We start from the raw sequence: 22,439 nt of genomic DNA, 5'->3' as shown, positions 1-22,439 counted from the left end.
TTAAACTTCACTAAGCCTAATTCTGTGCAGCTTTTTAATATCTTTAATTATATCTTGGAACTTTGTTTTTCTGTGTTCATCAACATCACCTAAATTCAATTTCCTTAATGCGCCTGTCATCTTATCAAAATCTTCATGTATCTGATTAAATGTATTAAGGTCATCCATATATGTAGCCATCTTTGTGACGTCCTTGGAAATTTCAATACCAATTTCTTTTATCCTATCGTTCCAAAAATCCTTATAGACGCTTAAATCTTTAGATTTGAATGTTTTAGCATCTTTTAATGCTAATGGAAATATGCGCTCGGTGAAATCATCATTGCGGTAAATCTCTGATAATTCAAACATACAATGTTCAGCTTTTAAATAATCATCACTGAGCACTACTAAAATGATATCTGCCTGACCAATATGCTTCTCGAATTGCTGAATATCTGCTTTATATGGCAATACTTCTTTATCAATTTTTACATCCAACCCCTTATCAGTCAATGTGTCTTTAAGCTCATTAGCCAATTTTTCACTATCGCCCCCCCATTTATAGGAAATAAATACTTTTGGAGGAGGACCATCAAAGGAATCATCTATTTCTCGCGTAATTTTGCCACTTTTAACTTCATCGTATAATGCCTTGATCGCTCCTGCGGCATCATTCTCGAAAAACTCCATATGAAATTCATTCATAATGAAATTCTTAGTATTTGGTTGGTCAATTTTATTTGAATTCAATACATCATCTTCCTTAACTTTCATAATCTGAAGAAAGTGTTGAAAAAAGAGTTGAAAATACCATTTGTCAAAACTGCAACCGAAGAAAAGCACCGCCTTGGCTTCCCGGATTTTCAATTTTAAATCTTCCTCCAGCGGATGTTGGTTTATTAAGCTATCCAGGTATTCATATAAATCGCTGAAAGTAAGCACCATGGAATTATGATGATTGTAATCCCCGAAAATATTGAATATATGGGTAGTTACTTCATCTTCGGATTCTGGAACCAATTGAAAGTTATGCTCATAGTCCTCCAGGGGTTTGCCTTTGTGGTAATAAGAGAAACTGGGTTTTATACCCTTATCCTCCATGGCCTTAACTAGGAATTTATCCGGTGAAGTGTTGATCACCAGGGAAAACGGAATTTCAGCAAGTTGTTCATATACCTTATTTGGTTTATATCCTTCAAAAAATGAATTCACCAAAGATTCAATATAGTTGTTCCTAGTTTTACTGTCTATCCCCAATATGTCTTCCTCTTCATAATACTTTACCTTATCCTCATTTTGATCCAGAGATTTATTCAAGTGAGTGATTACACTGGAATCATCCGGAGTTGAAAGGTGCGGACCTAAAACCACTACACATTTTTGGGTATTTATTCTTTTGCTAAGGAGATTAATATCTGACTCTTTCATAATAATATAATTACCCTTTTAAATAATTTTTGACTGTTAAAGAACCAATTTTATCCATAAAACAGGCCGATTCTATAAGTTTTGATCCCCATTAGGGAATATTAAACTTATAGAAATACTATAGCGGGAATGTCAAAATCAGAGCAATCCTTGGCAAGTAAAAATGCTGGTTTTTGAATAGTTTTTGGTTTTAAATGTGCTGGCTAGCACATAAATTTAAAAAATTCCTTTTTAATACTGCCAACCTTCCAATATAATAAGAATAAGCAACCCTTAATCAGAAACCGGACGAAAGCACCCAGATATAGGACGAAATGGCCAAACCGGTATCCGGAGAAAAGCTGCGGTCTCATAATTATTTCATTAGCATAAGTACCTTATCAAGAGTATAAAAGAACTTATGCAATACGCCTTTGGCCTTTTTGGAGAAATAATTCCGCAAAACATTTAGGAAATTACATGTTGTTGTAAATTATCAGAAGGTGTCCGGATCAGAAAAGTATAAACAGGAAGGGGTAAGTATTTTAACTTGGCATTGAGTTACTTAAAATACCACAGACACTTCAAATAAATTGATATATTTAGAATCACCAACCTTTCACCAATGATTAAATTCTTCCGTCGATTCCGAGAGCAATTACTCAGAGAAAACAGATTTGGCAAATACATGCTTTATGCTTTTGGTGAGATTGTATTGGTAGTCATAGGTATTTTAATTGCCTTGCAGATTAATAATTGGAATGAGAATAGCAAGGACGAAAACCTTTATCTAAACTACCTGGTCCGTTTAAAATCTGACTTTGAAAATTTACACCAGAATGTTGAATTTGTTGGTAAGTGGACAGATGAATTAGTGGATTTGGCAGAATATCAGGCAGATTTTTTAAATGGTAAACTAACAAGTTTGGACACCCTCAAATTAGCGATCTCCATTGAATTTACTTCATCAGTAAACCGGTATAATATAAACCTGCCTACAGCTTCCGAACTGTCTTCAACGGGTCGTTTGACCATAATAAAAAACGACACCTTGAAAAATTTTTTAAACAATTGGCAGGGACATCGAAATTATAGAGAAAGTGAAAATTCAGAGTGGCGTCAATGGATTTATAAATACCGGGATCTCGTACGAAACATATTGACCAAAGAAGACAAAATAAAAATAGACTTTTCGTGGACAACCTCGTATCCGAATGACTCCAACTGGGAATCCTTTAAATTAAATACAAATGGTGATAAAATCACAAATGAGCTATCGGAGATTCCTATGCTCCCTGGATTGCTGAATGATATTATAGTGGAGAGAATGATTACCCGAGATTATTTAGACCAGGAGAAAAGAATGGCCAGTGAAACCATAGAGTTAATTCAAAGAGAAATTAATAAATTGAACAAATAATGCTCCGCTTCTTCCGCCAAATTAGACAACGACTGCTTACGGAAAACAGATTTTCCAAATACCTGATTTATGCTATAGGGGAGATAGTTTTGGTAGTCATTGGCATTCTAATTGCTTTACAGATCAATAATTGGAGTGAGGAACAACAAGAGGCCGATAGAATTAGAGCACAACTTGTTAATTTAGTAAGGGATCTGAAATCTGACAGGGGTGGATTAGAGCAACTGCGCAGCTACCATGCCTTTAGAGTACAAGCTGCCTATTATCTGCTAGAAGAATATAATATTGCTGAAAAGGTCTTGCCTTATGCTGAGGCAGGTCCAATCCCTGAAATAGATGAGTCCGGACTCTATGGGGGAACTATTCCGGATACCACTGACAAAGCCTTTATCGTAAGAGGATTTTCCTGGCTACTCAGAAACAACCATATTAAACCCTCTACGGACGCTATTGATGAGTTTAGAAGTACTGGATTATTTGCGTTATTTGAAAATCAGGAGCTTAAGAACAATCTTCGTTCTTATTATGTGAGTTATGCATTTGCTTTTCCCTTTGAAGATAACGGGGAATCCAACCTAAGCGATATGCTAAAAAATTCTATCGCATCCATGGGCTTTTCCTATTTAGATATCGCCGTGATAGATAATCCTGTGGAGCAACTTTTATCGAATCCAAATAACAGGGCGTTAATCAAAAACATAATCGATGATTCAACCTACAAGGCAAATCGTGCCATTGATATTCGGGGGTTTTTGGATCGAACAATCCTGCAAATCGAAAATGAAATTGATAAAAAACCCTAAAAAAGTAATTTCACTGATTGAAAGTGAACTTAGTAAATTGAAAAATAATCGGCTTCTTGAACTATCGAAACGGACAGAGGGTTAAAAATAATTGCTGTGTATATTCTTGCCTGGTTTTATAGCCCCTGCCTAAAAATATCTGACGAACTTTTTGTGAACACCCGATCCTCACTTGGCATCATTTATCTCAACTGTGCATAAAAATAAAAAAATGCGCCAACTGATATTCGTCATTGGTTAAGGGCCAAAACATCTTGATCTTTAGACTTTTAAAGGATCTATTAATTAAACCTTAGAACTATGAAGATTATCGACAATGAAATCACCCAATACTGGATTCACTTTCAAGCCGGAGGTAATGAGCCAAATCGTGTTTATCCTCCTGTTGTTGTGAAATGTTATAATGAAGAAGAATTTGTTCTGCAACTGAACTTTCATCCGGACAATAAAAAGTTGCCCGATATTCATTACGACAATAGGAATAAACTGGTGTATTTGCATTACCCCATGTCTATGTATCCGAACGTCATAGATATGCTAAGAAATGAAAAGCCTATTTATTACCATTGGACCAGGGAGTTAAACCAGGGATTCCTCAGAACTGGCAAGGAACCGGTAGGAGAAGGGGAAATGGCAGCCAGCGTATAAAACCGCTGATTAGCAGGAAAAGAATAATAGCTCTTAAATGATCGCAAGAAATACTAAGGGCCCAGGCTTTTGTTGGCTCCTAGGTAAAAATGGCCGCTAGACATTTAGTATATAATGTAATAAACAGTGTTAGTTAATACTCTTGAAGTTCTTAAGTGTTTTTGTAACTCAATTTTTAATTCTTTTCCTTCTCCTCACACACTCTCATCTGCACAATCGTCGCATAATACTCCTGAGTAATCTTCATACTGGAATACCATAACATTTCCCTCTAAATCAATTAATTAAGTATATTAGTAGGAGCAACCACTAACTCATGCTACGCTTCTTTCGACAAATCCGTCAAAGACTTTTAACTGACAATAAGTTCAGTAAATACCTGCTGTATGCGGTGGGAGAGATTCTGCTCGTGGTCATTGGGATTCTCATTGCGTTACAAGTGAATAACTGGAATCAGGAAAAGCAAGAGCATATTGACGAATTAAAATTTTTGTCCAGACTACGTGAAGACATAATGGTTGATAATGCCTATTACAACAGGCGTATCTATGATGCTTCCCTCTTCATAGAATGGAGTGATGAGTTTCTATATTGCCTTTTTGAAAAACAACAATCGCTGGCGGAGGCTGAATCTATTTGGAAATTATTTCAATATTTTGATAGCTCAGAAATGATGACCATTCAAAATTCTACCTTCTCCGAAATGCTTTACGCCGGAAAGTTGGAATTAATAACCAATCCCGAATTAAAATCCTTACTCCTGGATTATTACAGAAAGAGTGAGGAGGCCGCCAAGCATGTTGCCGAATTCAATGAATATACGGTAGATGTGTTAAATATCATGGTAGATAAAGCACCCAATATTTACATCATGAACACTTATTTAGAAAAAACCAATTATGGGATTGAAGAAGAGTTTGGGTACTTAAATGATCCTACTTCTGATGCTTTTAAAGCCATAACCTATGCAGCAGGGCTTTATGGTACCAAACATAAAGTGTTTCGAGATAATTATTTCAAGGAATTGGAAAAGCTTTCTAAAGAGTTGATTAATCGGATTGAAGCCTACGAATAATCTTATGAGATGGAGTTGTATAGTCAGGTAAATTAATGATCTGAAAAAATGCCCACGCGCCATTATTCCACGGCACTAAATCGCCCAAGTTTTCTAACGAATAGCGATCCAAATTCAAAAGCCACCGCGCCGGCTGGCTCCTCGTTAAAAATGTCCACTGGACAAGTGATCTAAAAGATAGCTGCTATACCGGTGGGCGCTTCACTCAAAATTAGCAGGTGCGTTAAATCATCGCCTGGGATATTTTATCTCATTAAAGGTACTCTTTAGTACTAGTTTAAGCATCCGCTTTCCCTGGGTAGTCTTAAAATAGGTTTCACGACGGATCGCATCTTTTTTACATAAGAAAAATTCACAAAAGATAAGCCTTAATGGCCTTCTTTTGGAGGTACTAATAGTTTTACCCAAATTGTGGCTTTTTAGTCGCTGCGAAAGGTTTGTGGTATACCCATGATACAAAAAGAGATCTTTTTCGCTTTGCAAGACATACACGCAATAAGGAAGAAGCATTCAGCAAATTATAGGTTTATCCTGCAAAAAGCATGCGTTGAACTAAAAAAGGTGAGTATTGCGCAAAGATTTAATATTCTTTCTTATCGTGAATTGAACTCAAATAAAAAGCTCATGGAAAATCCATGAGCTTTTATTCTAACTGGCGCTGTAGCAGAGCAAAGCTCACTACAGAGCCAAGTAGTGAGCTCTGCTCTACTACTTGGCTCCTCCTCTTGGGCTCGAACCAAGGACCCTCTGATTAACAGTCAGATGCTCTAACCAACTGAGCTAAGGAGGAATTTCAATATGTAAAATCTTACTTTAATCCTTCCAACATTACCTATTTGCCCGCTTGGCTCTAAGCTCAGTTCTGAGCCCTGCCTGCCGGCAGGCAGGTAAGGAGGAATTTTATTCCAATTTTCGGACTGCAAATATAGCAGTTTCTTTCAAATACCCCAATAAAAAAAATACGATTTTATTTCACCAGCCATTTGTAAATATCATTGCCGTTAGCAAACAGTAATAATGCTATCAGCAAGAAGAAACCAATCATCTGCGCGTACTCCAAAAATTTGTCACTGGGTTTTCTGCCCGTCACCATTTCATAAAGCAAAAATGTAACATGACCACCGTCCAAAGCAGGGATAGGCAAAATATTCATAAAGGCTAAAATGATGGATATAAGCGCAGTGGTAGACCAAAAAGCGGCCCAGTTCCAGGTGTCGGGGAACATATTACCAATAGCTGCAAAACCTCCTACCCCTTTATAGGCACCCGTCTCGGGGTTAAAAATCTTCTTTAGTTGCTTTACATAACTCGTTAGTGTGGTAACTCCTTTATCTATACCCGCCGGAATAGACTCCATGAAAGTATAGGTCTGGGTTTCTAACTTCAGTAAACCCATGGCCTGCATATCTTCAAAGGTAGGAAGCCCCGGGCGTACCCCTATGGTTGCCGTATCACTAATAGTTACAGGAATTTCCAAAGTGCCAGACCCTTCTCTTTCTACGGTTAATGAAATATCCTGTCCCTTGTAGTTTTCTAAAATAGCCTTGGCCTGATCAAAATACTCCAGTTCCTGATCCCCTATGGCCAGGATAAGATCTTTCTTTTGCAAGCCCGAATCCTTATTTTGAGATTCCTTGGAAACCTCCCCAATAATAAAAGGCATCCTGGGGTTTAAAAACCTAATCCTGTCTTCATCCTTTAGTAAAGTGGCAATGAAATCTACAGGGATTTCTTTCTCAATAATACTTCCTTCCCGTTCTATGGTAATCTCATTTCCATTGATAATTTCACCCAGCAGGCTATTGAATGTTACTACCTCTTCTCCGTCAATGGCAACGATATTGTCTCCCGTTTGAAGTCCTAACTCATCCCCTATATCCTTCTCCATTACCCATAGACCATCCTTCAGGCTTTTTAAGGGTATGTATTGATCCCCATAGGAATAGGCCATGCCGATATATATGATCACCGCCAATATGAAATTTACCGTTACCCCGCCAAGCATAATAATTAGCCTTTGCCAGGCCGGCTTACTCCTGAACTCCCAGGGTTTGGGTTCTTCGGCCATTTGTTCGGTGTCCATACTCTCATCTATCATCCCCGCTATCTTAACATAGCCGCCTAAGGGTAACCATCCGATACCATAAACAGTTTCACCTATCTTCTTCTTGAAAAGGGAAAACTTAATGTCAAAAAACAAATAGAATTTCTCTACCCTGGTCTTAAATAATTTAGCTGGAATAAAATGTCCTAATTCGTGAAGGACAATTAAAAAGGAAAGACTCAAAAAAAACTGTATGGTCTTTATCAGTATGGGACTCATGTATCTTTTCTAAAATTAAACGCACAAAAGTACACTTTTAGAGGGTCTTATAAAAAGAAAAGCGTTAAGCAACAATAGATTTAAGAAACATTTAGCAGCATTATTGAATTACAGCTTGAATGGTTGCCCGGGCTGCTGTACCTTTGCAAAAATTTCTATGAGGTCTTTCTTCGCCAAATACAAACTCTTCGGGATAGTGCTTTTAGTGCTCTCTTCCATTATAATCTACTTGTTTTATAATGCCCTGCAACCAAAGAAAACCCTCCCTATTTACCAGCCGGCAGATTTTAACCCCGAATTGGTAGACAGTAGCCTGGTGCATGTCAAAAACTATCATACTATTGCAGATTTTTCATTAATTAATCAGAATGGAAAGCAGATTACTCAGGAAGATTACAGAGATAAAATCTATATAGCAGATTTCTTCTTTACCACCTGCCCTACTATTTGCCCTATAATGACAAAAAATATGGCGGATATTCAGTCGAGCATCTTAGACGACGATGAAGTACTACTCCTTTCTCATTCTGTTACCCCGAAAATAGATTCTGTACCCCAACTTAAGAAGTATGCCCTTGAAAAAGGGGTATTAGATGCTAAATGGAATCTGGTTACCGGAGATAAAAAACACATTTATGAGTTGGCCAGGAAATCTTACCTTGCTGTAAAGGATGAAGGAGACGGGGGGGATTTTGACATGATACATACCGAAAACTTTGTCCTTGTAGATAAAGAGCGAAGGATCAGAGGAACCTATGACGGAACCAACCCTCAGGAGATTGAAGAGCTATTAGAAGATCTTAAAATTTTAAAAGCTTCTTACAAAGAGTAAATTCTGGATGTCAAACATCAAAATCTAATTTTACCGATTTGGAATTTGGAATTTTATTTAATTGGAATTTTACTTTACATTTGTCCTTACTTATAATCAATCTAAATAAAAATTGAGTCTTACAGTAGCGCATCTTAAACTTGGGGAGAAAGGCATAATCAAAGAATTTGCCGAGGATATACTGCCGATAAAGCTGTTAGAGTTAGGCTGTCTACCGGGTAATGAAATAGAGATGATACAGATTGCGCCCTTAAAAGATCCAGTTTATATAAATGTAAATGGTTCACATATAGCCATCAGAAGATCTATCGCAGCCTTGATAGAGCTAGACCTGATTGAAGATACCAGGGGAATATGAGCAAGAGTATTAATGTTGCCCTGATAGGAAACCCCAATACGGGAAAAACATCTGTTTTTAACCAGCTTACCGGCCTGAAGCAAAAGGTGGGTAACTACCCCGGAATCACCGTAGAAAAAAAAGAAGGTATTTGTAAGCTCCCAAGGGGGGTAAAGGCACATATTCTTGATCTGCCCGGGACATATAGTCTAAATACCACCTCTTTAGATGAAAGTGTGGTGGTAGAATTACTGTTGAATAAAACAGATAAAGATTTTCCCGATGTTGCTGTAGTAGTCAGTGATGTTGAGAATCTGAAAAGAAATCTGCTGTTGTTTACTCAGATTAAAGATCTTAAGATCCCGACTATACTGGTTATCAATATGTCTGACAGGATGTCGAGAAAAGGAATTTCATTAAACATTCCATTACTCGAGGAAAAATTAGACACCAAAATTGCCCTGGTAAGCACGCGCAAGGGTACTGGAATAGATAAAATAAAGGAGCTAATTGCAGATTTTAAGAATCTTTCGGTCGTTCAAAATGTAGATACTACTTTGATAGCCCCTGAATATTTTGAAAGATTACGTCGTGCCTTTCCAAAAGAAGATGTATACAAGTTATGGCTGGTAATTACCCAGGATGTGAACTTTACCCCCATCGAGAAAATAGAGGTTCAGGACACCTCATCGTTTACCACGAAATCCAAATCAGAATTAAAAAGGTTACAGCAAAAAGAGACCATTCTACGCTATCAATTCATCAATGGTATCCTAAAAGAAACGTATAAAGTAGATCTGAATGCAGCTCGTGGGTTGAGGGCAACTTTAGATAAGGTACTTACCCACAAGGTTTTTGGTTACCTTATATTCTTCATCATTCTACTCACTATTTTCCAGGCCATATACGATTGGAGCAGTTACCCTATGGATTTTATTGATGAGCAATTTGCAGCGGCCAGTGAATGGGTAAAAACCACTTTGCCATCAGGTGTTTTTACAAACTTGATTGCTGAGGGCATCCTGGCAGGGATTGGGGGAATAGTAATTTTTATACCTCAGATTGCCTTTCTTTTTCTCTTTATAGCCCTTCTTGAAGAATCTGGCTATATGAGTAGGGTAGTATTCCTGATGGATAAGTTAATGCGCCCTTTCGGGCTTAGTGGTAAAAGTGTTGTCCCGCTTATTTCAGGTACCGCCTGTGCCATTCCTGCGGTAATGGCTACAAGAAATATTGAAAACTGGAAAGAACGCTTAATAACAATACTGGTGACCCCCTTTACTACTTGTTCTGCCAGACTCCCGGTTTATCTCATAATAATTTCCCTGGTGATCCCTGAGGGTAGATTTTTGGGTCTGAGTTACCAGGCGCTTACCCTAATGTTGTTATATCTTATAGGGTTTGGGGCGGCCATTTTATCTGCTATGATCCTGCATAAGATCTTAAAAATCAGAGGAAGGTCGTTCTTTGTAATGGAAATGCCTAGTTATAAACTTCCCTTGCTCAAAAATGTTGCCTATACTGTAATCGAAAAAACCAAAAGTTTTGTATATGGGGCGGGGAAAATAATATTGGCCATTTCAATCATTTTATGGTTTCTGGGTTCTAACGGTTATTCAGAAGAATTTAATAATGCAGAGACCATTGTCAAAAATAGAATTAGCAACCAGGGATACTCAGAGTACAATCAGGCAACTATCCTGGACGAATTACAAGCATATGAAAAGTCGCTTAAAGACAGTATAGGCAATGAAAGTTATGCTCTGAGCGCAGAAGACCTCAGAGATTCCCTTAAATTCAGGGAAACTGCTTTAAATGAGAGGGCTGAGAAGCAGGAAATTGCCGGTTATAAGCTGGAGCAGTCCTATATAGGTTTAATGGGGAAAGGGATAGAACCAATTGTACAACCCCTGGGATACGATTGGAAAATAGGGATTGCTGTTCTAACCTCATTCGCAGCAAGGGAGGTTTTTGTTGGTACCCTGGCTACCATCTACAGCGTTGGGAATGATGAAGAAGATACCATAAAACACAGAATGGCTGCCGAGGTAAATTCTAAAACAAAAGAGCCCTTGTTCAATTTGGCTTCAGGAATATCTTTATTGTTGTTCTATGCTTTTGCCATGCAATGTATGAGTACCCTGGCCATAGTTAAAAGAGAAACCAATAGCTGGAAATGGCCTCTTGTTCAGTTAGTTTTTATGAGTGCATTTGCTTATATTGTAGCGTTGATTGCATATCAAATCTTAAAGTAAGATGGAAATTATTCAAAACATATTGGTTTACTTAACACTGATAGGAGCTATAGGGTATCTCAGCAAGAAATTCATCCTCCCCAAAAGACTGTTTTCATCTAAAAACAATACTTCCAAAAGCTGCGGGCAAGACGATTGCGGCTGCCATTAAACTTACCATTTCAAATTTCTGAATTTTAGTTAGGCGTTGATTATAATTACCTCCTATTCCCTTCAACCATTATATAACATCTTATTTTAAAGAAAGAGGTCATGCTCCAGGCTTCAATTGTACTTACAATTTTTTTTATGCCTTTGTGTAACCTTTTGTAAATTCCTGACTATATAGAAATGAACACTAACTAAATATGTCTTTTTTGAAAGAACGCCCGGATGAGGAGTTAATGGCAGCAGTTGCCGGTGGGAACCTGGATCTAGCGAAGATCCTGTTCGAAAGACATCATGTTCATATATATAATTTCCTTTATAAAATGTCGAAAGACAAGATGCTCAGTGAAGACATTACTCAAGAGGTATTTTATAAGTTGATTAAATACAGAAGTTCATACAACAATGGAAAATTTGTTTCATGGATGTTTACCATAGCAAGGAATTGCCTGGCATCTCATTACAAAAGTTCAAAAGGTATATATACCAACCTAGATCAAATGGAATACAGGTTAACCGAGGACCAAAATGAAAAAATTGAGGATTATACCCATTTGCAACAAGCGCTCGACAAGTTAAATAATTCAGACCGCGAGTTGCTTATTTTGAACAGGTTGCAGGAAATTAAGTATAACGAACTGGCTGAAATTATGGACTCCACAACAGGAGCCGTCAAAACAAAAGTTAGCCGGGCATTAAAAAAATTAAAGGGGATTTACTTTGAAAAAGTATAGATATGAAAAGTAACCACATAAAAGAACTCATAGCAGACTACTTAGATGGGTTTTTAGATACCGATCAGCTCAAGGAAGTAGAATCACATTTGAAAAATTGTGAAAGCTGTAACGCAGAATTGGAAGCAACCAGAGTACTCCTAAAGGCATTTAAAGAAGAGCAAACGGCCCGCCCCTCAAAGCAAGTAAAAGCCAGGTTCTACCAAATGCTGGAGGAGGAAAAACAAAACAGCTCCAAAGTTATTCAATTGGAGCATAGGGGCAACTGGGTTTCAGGCATGCTTAAGATTGCAGCTGGTATTGCCCTGCTTGCAGGCACCTTTGCCCTTGGAAAGTTTCAGCAGCAACAACAATCAAATCTTGAGATAGCGGCTCTTGAAAATAAAAGCCAGGAAATTAAAGAAACAGCTATGTTGTCTTTGATGGAAAATCAATCGGCCAGCAGACGTATCCAGGGAGTAAACTATATTGAAGAGTTTGCCCAGCCAGATGATGCCATTATTAAGGCCTTGGCAGATAGAATGCTGTTTGACGATAATAAGAATGTACGCCTAAGTGCAGTTGAAGCCCTGGGGAATTTCACAGCTTCTACCATAGTTAAGGAAGCATTTATTGCCGCACTGGAAACCGAAAATGATCCCAGTATCCAGATAACTATTATACATACCCTGGTAGATATGCAGGAAAAAAAAGCCATTGCCCCCATGCAAAAATTATTACAACAACAGGAAACGCAACCTTTTGTTAAGAAAGAAATTAAAACACTATTGCCTAATATTATTTAATCATCAAAAAACAAAAAAATGAAACGCAAAGCACTTATTCTATTAATGTCTGTTGTATGCACAGTAATCAGTGCACAACAAGATTATTCAAAATCATTGGAAGGGATAGATTGGGTTAAAATAGAATCAAAAGCCAATCTTACTATTAAAACCCACAATAAGAACGAACTTTTAATTAACGCTGGAAGGACAACTAAAATTCCTGAAAGAGCCAAAGGATTAAAGCTGGTTGGCGCTGATGGATCTGACAATACAGATGTTGGTTTTCGTGTCGTTACAGACGGTAATAACTTAATTGTAAAGAATCTTCGCAAGTCCGAAGGCGCTGAAATCTATCTTCCTGCCAATCAAAATATTTCAGTCAAAACAACATACAATGGCGATATAAAAATTACTGGCTTTAAAAGTGAGATAGAGGCCAGTGCTGAAATTAACGGAAGCGTTGCCATTAAAGATGTAAGCGGACCGATAACCGCAGACGTCCTCAACGGGGAATTGCAAGTGGTATTTGATAAAGTAAATCAAAGTTCTCCAATTTCCCTTTACACCACCAACGGGGAATTGGATGTAACCTTACCAGCCAGCACCCCGGCGAATCTATTATTAAGTACCATAAATGGTAATGTCTATACCAATTTTGACATTAGTGTTCCGGAAAAAGACGGGATGAAAGCAATCGCCACTAAAAAAGTCAAAGGCGCTATAAACAATGGAGGTGTTGATATAAAATTAAAATCTACAAACGGTACTATTTACTTAAGAAAAAAATAATCAAAAAACAGAACAGTCATGAAAAAACTAGTAACACTTGCTCTTATGGGCCTGATCAGTCTGAGCATGAATGCACAGAAAGTTATTGAGAAAAACCTTGCTTATAAAAATCAGTATATAGATGCAGATCTTAAATTCGCCTCTGACATAGAAGTTAAAACCTGGGACAAGCAGACCGTATATTTTAAGGCCGAAGTAACTACAAAAGATGGGAAGTTCTTAGATGCCTATGCATTGGATATTGATGAGAGCGGCGGTAAGATTGCTATAACATCCAAAGCCGAACCCGTATTTAAAAAGTTTCAGGATGAATGGAACAGAGAAAACCCGGATAAAAAAAGAAGGTATTATAATTCCGGGGATTGGTATGAATTTAACTATATCCTCTATGTTCCCAAAGATGCCAAATTCAAAGTGAGTAGTATTAACGGGCATTTAAAATCTGAGGTAATTGAAGGTGATTTCAAGGCCGACCTTATTAACGGAGACATTAATATAAAAAAGTACTCGGGAGATCTTGATCTGAGTACTATAAATGGGGAAATTGATCTTAGAATGATCAATACCTCCTTGGTTGCCGAAACTATCCACGGAAACATTTATGCCGATGAAAAACTGAGATTTAAATCGACAGACAGACACGTAGGTCAAAAGTTGCAAGGTAGCTTCGACAGTGCTACAAATAATCTTAAGCTCAATACCATCAATGGTAATATGTATTTACGATTGTAGTAACAGATAAGGGGTTGTTATGCACTATCATATCAGCCCCTTTATAAAAGAATATAGCAGCAATGCCCACCCCAGTACTAAAATTAAGCCCCCTATTGGTGTAACCGGCCCTAAAAACTTCCATTTTTTCCCTTTAGCTCCACTATAACACAGCCCATAGATACTAAAGGAAAACAAGAAGGTGCCCAAAGCAAAACAATACACAATATAGCATTCCAGGGAATTGGTGAATCCAAAGTTATAACTGAGGACCAATAGCACAATAGCGTGGTACATTTGATATTTTACCCCGGTTTCAAAACTCTGGATTTGCTCAGCGCTCCAAATTTTTTTCAGTTTATGGGCTCCTAAAGCCCCAAATATTACAGCAAATAACCCATATAAGGATGCAATCAACTGCGTAATAAAAATGGTTTCCATAGTCTTGCGAAGATACCAAAACCATAGTATAATTCGTTCCTAAAATCTACAACCAACGGCCTGTAAGTAGAGACAATTTGTACACCTTTGGATTTATTATTTTGATGCCCTACCCTCATTACCCTACAGATTTCTTTTTATAAACTTGGAGTAGAGTCTATTTTAATCAGTAAATTGACGAAATAAATTATCTTAAAATGAATTTGAAAAATAGTTTTCTTGCTTTGTTTCTTATTGCTATTTCGGCTTGTGGCACTTCCAAAAACTCCAGTTCCGATACAACTTCACTAAACGAAACGTTAGAACAGAAAAACAGAATGTCTATAAGTCTTCTGGATCAAGTCAGAAGATTACCTGGGGTAACCCTTAGAGGTGGTGTACCTGTATTCAATAAAAACAACAATACCCTGGTTGCGGGAGGAAATTCAGAACCACTATACGTACTGGACGGCTATATCGTCGGCAATTCTTTCCGTAGTGTAAATCAATTGGTGCAAAATACTGAAGTTGCTAAAATTGAAGCAATTACAGGCCCTGACGCCTCCTTTTATGGGACCAGAGGCGCTAGTGGTGTCATTAAGATTTCTACAATAAGGTAATTTGGACCAAGTTTTGAATTAGCCCGTTAAACCATAAAAAAATTGCTTCCGTCAATTTTAACATCAGCTTCTTTGCAGACCCCATTTTCTAAAGATTTAGAGCATACCCGGAAAGTTTAATTGCTGTTGTTTACATGGCTATTTATTGATACTTTCATCCGATAAAACACAGATTATGAAAAATATTTCCATTATAGTACTTTGCCTCCTGGGTTTAAATTTAAATGCTCAGGGCACCCAGTTGCTGAGGCAACCAACAGTGTCTGATAACGAGATCGTATTTGTCTATGCCAATGATCTCTGGAAAACTTCAATTAATGGAGGAGACGCAATAAGGCTTACCAGCAATGAAGGTTATGAGTCTCTTCCACATTTTTCTCCTGATGGTCAATACCTTGCCTTTAGTGCCCAGTACGATGGAAATACCGATGTTTATGTCATTCCCTCTCAGGGTGGAGAGCCTGTCAGACTCACATGGCATCCGGGAGGAGATTTTGTACAGGGCTGGACCCCAGACGGCCAGATTCTATTCCGTTCGGGCAGACAAGGAAAACCAACTCAGACTAACAAATTCTATACGGTTCCGGCACAGGGAGGCCTTCCCACTCCAGTAGATATTCCAAGAGCGGCTTTTGGAGAGCTATCCCCGGATGGTAGTCAACTTGCCTATGTGCCTATCACTTTCTGGGATCCTGAATGGAGAAATTACCGGGGCGGTCAGGCAATGCCCATATGGATCGTTGACATGGCTACTAAAGAACTTATCAGAACCCCGCAGCCAACTAATGAAAGGCACTTAGATCCTGTATGGTTCAAGGGGGAGGTTTATTATATATCAGAAAGAGATTACGCCAGTAACATTTGGTCATTTAACCCGGCTACAAAAGAAGAAAAACAGCATACATTTCACAAAAAATTTGATATCAAAAGTCTCGATGCTGGCCCAGGGGCCATTGTATATGAGCAGGGAGGATATCTGCATGTATTAACGCCCGGTGACAATACGGTCAATCAACTTGACATCAATGTAAAAGGCGACATGAATTTCTCCAGACCACGCTGGGAAAGCGTATCGGGTAACAGCCTCAGAAATCCAAGCCTCTCCCCTTCCGGGAAGCGGGCACTTTTTGAATTCAGAGGGGAGATAATCAGTGTCCCAAAAGAAAATGGGAGTTACAGGAATTTAAGCAACTCGCCCGGTATAGCTGACAGGAGCCCGGTATGGTCCCCTAAAGGAGACAAAATCGCATGGTTTTCCGATGCCGGTGGAGAGTATAGCCTGGTAGTATCGGACCAATATGGAAAGAACAAAAAAACCTTTTCCCTTCCCAACCCCACTTTCTACTTTCAACCGGATTGGTCTCCCGATGGCTCCCATATTGCTTATTCGGACACACATTACAATATTTGGATCATAAATCTGAGCAGTGGAAAAACGAAAAAAATTGCTACTGACGGTTACGCCCACCCGAACAGAACGATGAATCCTGTATGGGCCCCGGATAGTAAATGGGTTGTTTATCCAAAGCAGCTTAACAGTCATTTTAAGGCATTGTTTGCCTATAATATCAGTTCAGGGACTACCACTCAATTAACGGATGGGATGGCAGATGCCATTAGTCCGGTTTGGGAAGAAAAAGGCGATTACCTTTACTTTTTAGCCAGCACGGACTACGGCCTGCAATCTGGTTGGTTAGATATGAGTTCTCTCGAAATTCCTATCAGCAGAGGCCTTTACTATTTCGCACTTTCCGAATCTGGCAAAGCCCCGGATGCTCCAAAGAGCGATGAGGAAGAAGCTAATGGTGACAAGGAGGAAACCAAGGATACATCGGACAAGAAAAAAGGAGGTAAAACCAAAGATGCTCATAAAGAAATTTTGAACATTAAGATAGATCCGGCAGATTTAACCAGTAGAAAAGGGGCGGCAAGTAATATCCTTGCCAACTATGTGGCAGTTCAAAAAGGACCGGAAAACAGTCTTTTCCTCCTGGAAGGCTTTCCCGACCAAAGCGCCTTTACCGTTCACAAACTGGATACTGAAAAGATGGAGACAGAAGAATTTTTGACTAATGTTTCCCAAATTTCTGTCTCCGCTGACAGAAAAAGTATGCTGGTACAACAAAATGGAAGCTGGCGTATTGTTGGTACTTCAGCCAAGCCAGAAAATGGTAATGGAAAACTAAAACTGGACTTTAAAATAAAAGTGGATCCGCAGGCGGAATACCATCAGATTTTTAAGGAGGGCTGGCGATATATGCGAGATTTTCTATACGTAGACAATGTTCATGGCGCTCCCTGGGATAACATTTATAAATGGTATTCGCCCTGGATAGACCACGTACGTCACAGAACAGATCTTAACTATGTGGTAGACATAATGAGCGGTGAAGTTTCTATTGGGCATTCTTATGTCTCAGGGGGAGATTTTCCTGATCTGGACCGGGTTCCCATAGGACTTTTAGGATGTGATTTTAGCACGGACGACGGACTTTACAGGATTTCAAAAATATACCAGGGCGGGGATTGGAATCCTGAATTAAGAGCGCCGCTCTCATATCCTGGGATTAGGGTTAATGAAGGTGATTATCTTTTTGAGATTAACGGACAAGAGCTTAATTCGGCAATCAATCCTTATAGCCTGTTAGAGCAAACAGCAAATAAAGTAACCTCCCTGACCATTGGTAGCAAGGCAGACAAAAGTGATGCCCGTGAAATCCTGGTACAACCTGTGCGCAGCGAAAACAGCTTACGGACATTTGATTGGATTGAAGCAAACCGTAAAAAAGTAGCAGCACTTTCCAATGGAAAACTAGCCTATGTATATGTGCCAAATACTTCTGGAAGAGGATTTGAATATTTTAACCGGTATTATTTTTCTCAACAAGACAAAAAGGGAGTTATAATTGATGAGCGAAATAATGGCGGAGGCTACGCCGCAGATTACATGATAGATATAATGGACAGGGAACTGTTCGGTTATTTTAATAGTAAAACCGAGGGCAATCGGCCATGGACCACACCAATGGCAGGTATTTGGGGTCCCAAAGTTATGTTGATAAACGAAAGAGCAGGTTCTGGTGGAGATCTTCTTCCTTATATGTTTAAAGCCAAAAAAATTGGCCCTCTGATCGGTACCAGAACCTGGGGTGGCTTGGTTGGTACCTGGGATACCCCTCCCTTTATTGATGGAGGAAGAATGGTAGCCCCCCGTGGAGGGTTCTTTGATCTCAATGCAAAATGGGCTGTAGAAGGACAAGGTATCAGTCCGGATATTGAAGTAATACAAGAACCTAAATTAGTACTCCAGGGAAAAGACCCGCAATTAGAAAAGGGAGTTGAAGAAGCTATGCGCATGCTACGTCAAAATGAATTTCAGCTAAAAGAAGAACCTGCTCCCCCGGTGAAATGGAAACGCCCTGACGGATTTGTAGAGGAATAACCAGAAAATAAAATTCAAGGATATTTGAATAGACGTTTATTGCAGTTGCACGGTTAATTCATCATTACCGTGATGTTCTATCAGGCACTCTTTAAAACTGGGAGGGCCAAAGGTTTTCATTTTGGCATTGGAAAAACCAACGGCTTCTTTTGGAATTCCCAGCCAATTGGTGTCTAATACATCATTCCCATTTTCATCGTGAAATATGGCCAGGGCATAGTTGCCTTCCGGCAGATCACCAATAAATATTTTTGTGCTGCCACTTTTTGCCTTTGTACTGTCTGTCTTAAATACCTTGTCGAACTTTAGGAAGGAATCTGATGAATCGTAAATTGCCACACTAATTTTGCCTTCGGAATTTTTAACCCCAAGAACTTCTACCGAAAGCGAATTTTGGGCAAGAAGCCCTAAAGGAAATAGTAGAAATAAGAAAATACTTCTTTTAATAGCAAAAACTCCTTTCATACACTTTAAATGTTAATTTGGTTCAGTATTAAGAGCGTTCAATACTTCTATTTTTTCAGATAACATTTCATACATACGTTGCGTCTCCAAGGAATCAGAAAAATTAAGATAGAGCAATAAGGAATCGTTCTGAACTAACTTAATTTTCGGTTGCCTGAGATTATCAACATAAACCCTCACGCTGATATCGGGTCTCAGTGAATCTTTAAAAATTCCTTTCTCCTTTGCCCAGGCCGAAAAACCGTTAATACGCTCCATCTGCGGGATTTTTTCGACCATGACCACGCTATCAATCTGATTAAACTTTATTTCCTTATAGTATACCCCGGATAAAATTCTCAGATGATCACCCTCAATTTTAGTCCAGTTCTTATAATGTGCGATAAAAGCCAGAATACAGACAAAAATAGTCAGTACAATCAGCAAATTCCACAACCAATGCCTTTTTTTCTTCCCCATTTTATTATTCCCGTTTACTGTATTTATTTAACCAGGCCACGGTATGCACTACCTTTGTAATTAAATTACTTGGCCTGTTGGCTATACCATGACTCGCCCCTGGTATTTCTACCAAAACAGTCTCTATTTTTCGCAGTTTTAATGCGTGATAGAGCTGCTTGGCCTCACTTGGAGGGGTCCTCAAATCGTCCATCCCTACCATAACCATTGTAGGCGTCTCTATATTACCAACGAGCGATAAGGGAGAAAATTTCCAATACCCCTCAAAATTTTCCCAGGGCTGTCCGGGATAACGAGAATTTGCATAGCCAAAATAGTTGTCGGCTACAAGGGTTTTACTTATCCAATTCATCACAGGCTTGGCCACAACGGCTGCCTCAAATCTATTGTTTTTCCCTATCATCCATGCACTCATTATACCGCCGGCACTGCCACCGGTAACGTATAGCTGATCTTCTTTTGCAATACCTTTACTGATACAAAAATCTACTCCGTCCATGACATCTATATAATCCTCTCCGGGATAATTGTTATAGAGCAGATTGCCAAACTCCTCCCCATAACTGGTGCTGCCCCTGGGATTTGGATAGTACACAATATAGCCTGCTGCCGCATACAATTGTATTTCTGCCGAGAATCTATCCCCGTAATTAGATATTGGGCCGCCATGGTTCTCTACAAGAAATGGATAGCTCTTAGAATCATCGTAATCCGGAGGATAAACTACCCAAGCCTGAAGATCGCGCTGATCATAAGAGGACTTGTACCAGATTTCTTCGACCTTCCCAAGTTTCCTATGTTGCAGCAAGGAAGCATTGAGATGGGTTGCCAGTGTCACCTTTTTAGCTGCAGGGGCTAATAATGCAAGTTCTGCAGGATATTCAGGTCTGCCATGGGTATAGGCGAGCGTCCCGTTTCTGGACACACTGTAAGAGCCACCTGCATAAGGCCTGCCTATTGAGGTGCCTCCCAAATCATCCGCCATTTTCTTCACTGCTCCACCTAGGGTGATGTACCCTATTTTAGTATTTCCCTTATCATCATAGGTAAAATACAGCCCTGCGCTTCGGGTATCCCATTTAATATTCGAAATACTTCTATCGAGTGCGTTAGACAATACCTTCTTGTTGTTCCCGTCTATATCCATCAGATGAAGTTTGCGCAATTGATAAGTTTGCACCTTATCTTCATATCCCGTATAGGCGATATACTTTCCATTAGGTGATACCGCAGGATTGGAATCCGGACCAGATCTGGTTGTTAGAACTTCTATTTTACCATCATATACCCCTACGGAGTAAATCTCACTATTGCGGAAATCGTATTCCCAGTCCTCTGCCCTGTTCGCAGAAAAATAAATTTTCTCCCCATCTCTGGACCAGGTTAATGGCCCTCTGTGATGAAAGTCACCTGAAGTAATCTGCCTGGCATAACCCCCCTGTGCTGCAATGAGAAATATATGATCAAATCCCGGTGAAATATACCCTCTGCCGTCTGCTTCATGATACAATCTGTCTGTAATTCTAGCAGGTTCAGCCCATTTTGCCCCCTTAGGTTTCTCTGGCATTCTCGCCAGCACTGGTGGCTTCTTTTTCACATTCATAACGAAGGCCAATTGCTCTCCATTGGGAGACCAGCTTAGGGCCCCCGGACCAAAAGGAAGTTGTGAAATTCTGGCAAATTTTCCGGAATTTATCCAATAAATATAAAGCTCGGATCCTTCATCTGTTGCGCTCACAAAGCTTAGCCGATCTCCATTGGGAGACCAGCGCGGAGAAGACTCATTCACTTCTCGGGATGTGAGTTTCTGGTGAATGGAGCCGTCGGTTTTCATGATCCAAAGATTGCCTTTGGCCTTGTCTTCCATAATATCAAATCCCATTCTTCTATAAACTACCCAGTTGCCATCCGGAGAGATCTGAGGATCCGAAACATACTCCAGATCATAAACATCCAGATAGGAAAAAGAAGTTTTTTGAGCATCCAACTCAAAAACCAGAACCAGGACTATAACAGTAAAAATTAATCTTTTCAGTTGCATGGTAATACAGTTTTTTTGATAGATGAAACATAGTTAAAAGGAGTCAGAACTGCAACTGGGTTTTTCGATGACTCTATCCTATCCAAATTTCTAAGGAAATCACCTATTCTGATATACGCCCTGGACCCTCCGGTTTTAATTATAGATCCCGGGCATAGAATAAATAGTGTAAGTTCAATATTTAGCTGCAATTCCTGAATGGCAAAGAAAATGGTGCCCAACAAACTATTTGCAGGAGATACTGTATATTATTTAAAATACTCAAAATATAGTATCTTTACTTCTATTGCTAATATGGTCAGACTGATATCCATATCGTTGTCGGTGCTAATATTAGTCCAAAGTTTCAACATTAGTTTAGGTGAATTTGTTGAGATGGATGAACTAATAGAGCATGCCCGGTTCCATTCGGAAGAATACGGGGATAACTTTATTGTTTTTCTCTCCAAGCATTACGGGGAACTCAAATCTGAACATAGCCAAAAACATCAGGAAGAACAGAAAGATCACGAGGAATTACCATTTCAACATCAGATGCACTCACCCGTGCTTTCTGCCTTTGTTATTGACGACCTTGATATAACAACCATCAATCTTACTTTTGCTGTTCGCAACTCGGGGAATTATTATTATCAGGATTCCCATTCTTTCTTATTGGACAAAGGACTTTTTCAACCCCCCAGGCAAGCATAGAATAATCAGATTAATTTTTAATGGTGTAATCAGATGTTTGATTATACTCCATATCCATGATTATTTTAT

At 39.0% G+C, this 22,439-nt stretch carries 21 protein-coding genes and 1 tRNA gene; 14 read left to right on the top strand and 8 right to left on the bottom strand.

Going from position 1 to position 22,439, the window contains the following annotated elements; translation table 11 throughout:
• Window positions 1-1,410: a toll/interleukin-1 receptor domain-containing protein gene (locus J1G40_RS09540; protein ID WP_265242400.1), complete on the bottom strand. Its 1,410-nt coding sequence runs from the start codon at window positions 1,408-1,410 to the stop codon at window positions 1-3.
• A gap of 604 nt (window positions 1,411-2,014) precedes the next feature.
• Between J1G40_RS09540 and J1G40_RS09535 the strand changes: the two genes are divergently transcribed.
• From J1G40_RS09535 to J1G40_RS09520, 4 genes are all read left to right on the top strand, one after another.
• Window positions 2,015-2,809, top strand: coding sequence for a DUF6090 family protein (locus tag J1G40_RS09535; RefSeq protein ID WP_265242399.1), 795 nt, complete (start codon window positions 2,015-2,017; stop codon window positions 2,807-2,809).
• The gene (locus tag J1G40_RS09530; RefSeq protein ID WP_265242398.1) at window positions 2,809-3,612 is read left to right on the top strand and encodes a DUF6090 family protein; all 804 of its coding nucleotides are present in this window, start codon (window positions 2,809-2,811) and stop codon (window positions 3,610-3,612) included. The genes J1G40_RS09535 and J1G40_RS09530 overlap by 1 nt, the downstream gene beginning before the upstream one ends.
• 300 nt (window positions 3,613-3,912) lie before the next feature.
• A complete protein-coding gene (locus tag J1G40_RS09525; protein WP_265242397.1) occupies window positions 3,913-4,260 on the top strand; it encodes a hypothetical protein in 348 nt (115 codons plus the stop codon).
• Between the two features lie 316 nt (window positions 4,261-4,576).
• A complete protein-coding gene (locus J1G40_RS09520) occupies window positions 4,577-5,335 on the top strand; it encodes a DUF6090 family protein (protein ID WP_265242396.1) in 759 nt (252 codons plus the stop codon).
• 228 nt (window positions 5,336-5,563) lie between these two features.
• On the opposite strand, the gene J1G40_RS09515 is transcribed toward J1G40_RS09520, so the two are convergent.
• The 3 genes from J1G40_RS09515 to rseP all read right to left on the bottom strand — a co-directional run bounded on the left by J1G40_RS09515 (window position 5,564) and on the right by rseP (window position 7,658).
• On the bottom strand, window positions 5,564-5,845 hold the full coding sequence (locus J1G40_RS09515) for a GIY-YIG nuclease family protein (RefSeq protein ID WP_265242395.1): 282 nt from the start codon (window positions 5,843-5,845) through the stop codon (window positions 5,564-5,566).
• A 203-nt stretch (window positions 5,846-6,048) separates the two neighbouring features.
• A tRNA-Asn gene (locus tag J1G40_RS09510) sits at window positions 6,049-6,125 on the bottom strand.
• Between the two features lie 177 nt (window positions 6,126-6,302).
• Window positions 6,303-7,658, bottom strand: coding sequence for an RIP metalloprotease RseP (gene rseP / locus J1G40_RS09505; RefSeq protein ID WP_265242394.1), 1,356 nt, complete (start codon window positions 7,656-7,658; stop codon window positions 6,303-6,305).
• Between the two features lie 157 nt (window positions 7,659-7,815).
• On the opposite strand from rseP, the gene J1G40_RS09500 reads away from it, so the two are divergent.
• The 7 genes from J1G40_RS09500 (at window position 7,816) to J1G40_RS09470 (ending at window position 14,251) form a co-directional block, all read left to right on the top strand.
• The gene (locus J1G40_RS09500) at window positions 7,816-8,490 is read left to right on the top strand and encodes an SCO family protein (RefSeq protein WP_265242393.1); all 675 of its coding nucleotides are present in this window, start codon (window positions 7,816-7,818) and stop codon (window positions 8,488-8,490) included.
• A gap of 112 nt (window positions 8,491-8,602) precedes the next feature.
• Window positions 8,603-8,848, top strand: a complete 246-nt coding sequence (locus tag J1G40_RS09495; RefSeq protein WP_265242392.1) for a FeoA family protein — start codon at window positions 8,603-8,605, stop codon at window positions 8,846-8,848.
• The gene (gene feoB / locus J1G40_RS09490; protein ID WP_265242391.1) at window positions 8,845-11,082 is read left to right on the top strand and encodes a ferrous iron transport protein B; all 2,238 of its coding nucleotides are present in this window, start codon (window positions 8,845-8,847) and stop codon (window positions 11,080-11,082) included. Before J1G40_RS09495 ends, feoB begins: the two co-directional genes overlap by 4 nt.
• Window positions 11,083-11,429: 347 nt before the next feature.
• The gene (locus tag J1G40_RS09485; protein WP_265242390.1) at window positions 11,430-11,963 is read left to right on the top strand and encodes an RNA polymerase sigma factor; all 534 of its coding nucleotides are present in this window, start codon (window positions 11,430-11,432) and stop codon (window positions 11,961-11,963) included.
• 2 nt (window positions 11,964-11,965) lie between these two features.
• Window positions 11,966-12,748, top strand: coding sequence for a HEAT repeat domain-containing protein (locus tag J1G40_RS09480; RefSeq protein WP_265242389.1), 783 nt, complete (start codon window positions 11,966-11,968; stop codon window positions 12,746-12,748).
• A gap of 18 nt (window positions 12,749-12,766) precedes the next feature.
• Complete coding sequence (locus tag J1G40_RS09475; RefSeq protein ID WP_265242388.1) at window positions 12,767-13,519, top strand: DUF4097 domain-containing protein; 753 nt, start codon at window positions 12,767-12,769, stop codon at window positions 13,517-13,519.
• 18 nt (window positions 13,520-13,537) lie between these two features.
• Window positions 13,538-14,251 carry a hypothetical protein gene (locus J1G40_RS09470; RefSeq protein ID WP_265242387.1) on the top strand — a complete coding sequence of 238 codons (714 nt, stop codon included), beginning with the start codon at window positions 13,538-13,540 and terminating at the stop codon, window positions 14,249-14,251.
• Window positions 14,252-14,278: 27 nt separating this feature from the next.
• Here J1G40_RS09470 and J1G40_RS09465 read toward each other — a convergent pair whose 3' ends face one another.
• Complete coding sequence (locus tag J1G40_RS09465) at window positions 14,279-14,671, bottom strand: DUF423 domain-containing protein (protein WP_265242386.1); 393 nt, start codon at window positions 14,669-14,671, stop codon at window positions 14,279-14,281.
• 197 nt (window positions 14,672-14,868) lie between these two features.
• Between J1G40_RS09465 and J1G40_RS09460 the strand changes: the two genes are divergently transcribed.
• Both J1G40_RS09460 and J1G40_RS09455 read left to right on the top strand, forming a co-directional pair.
• Entirely contained in the window at window positions 14,869-15,270 is a 402-nt protein-coding gene (locus J1G40_RS09460) for a TonB-dependent receptor plug domain-containing protein (protein WP_265242385.1), read from the top strand.
• Between the two features lie 175 nt (window positions 15,271-15,445).
• Complete coding sequence (locus J1G40_RS09455) at window positions 15,446-18,712, top strand: S41 family peptidase (RefSeq protein WP_265242384.1); 3,267 nt, start codon at window positions 15,446-15,448, stop codon at window positions 18,710-18,712.
• A gap of 36 nt (window positions 18,713-18,748) precedes the next feature.
• Here J1G40_RS09455 and J1G40_RS09450 read toward each other — a convergent pair whose 3' ends face one another.
• Genes J1G40_RS09450 through J1G40_RS09440 form a run of 3 tightly spaced genes read right to left on the bottom strand, consistent with a single transcriptional unit; the run spans window position 18,749 to window position 21,677 of the window.
• On the bottom strand, window positions 18,749-19,177 hold the full coding sequence (locus J1G40_RS09450) for a DUF2141 domain-containing protein (protein ID WP_265242383.1): 429 nt from the start codon (window positions 19,175-19,177) through the stop codon (window positions 18,749-18,751).
• Window positions 19,178-19,189: 12 nt separating this feature from the next.
• Window positions 19,190-19,636, bottom strand: coding sequence for a hypothetical protein (locus tag J1G40_RS09445; protein WP_265242382.1), 447 nt, complete (start codon window positions 19,634-19,636; stop codon window positions 19,190-19,192).
• Between the two features lie 4 nt (window positions 19,637-19,640).
• Complete coding sequence (locus tag J1G40_RS09440) at window positions 19,641-21,677, bottom strand: S9 family peptidase (RefSeq protein ID WP_265242381.1); 2,037 nt, start codon at window positions 21,675-21,677, stop codon at window positions 19,641-19,643.
• A gap of 198 nt (window positions 21,678-21,875) precedes the next feature.
• Here J1G40_RS09440 and J1G40_RS09435 point away from each other — a divergent pair, with 198 nt between their 5' ends.
• Window positions 21,876-22,370 carry a hypothetical protein gene (locus J1G40_RS09435; protein WP_265242380.1) on the top strand — a complete coding sequence of 165 codons (495 nt, stop codon included), beginning with the start codon at window positions 21,876-21,878 and terminating at the stop codon, window positions 22,368-22,370.
• Window positions 22,371-22,439: the final 69 nt, after the last annotated feature.

Origin of the sequence: Muriicola sp. Z0-33, assembly GCF_026126425.1 — a bacterium.
Lineage (GTDB): Bacteria > Bacteroidota > Bacteroidia > Flavobacteriales > Flavobacteriaceae > JAFMPW01.
This window is presented reverse-complemented; position numbering and strand designations above follow the sequence as displayed.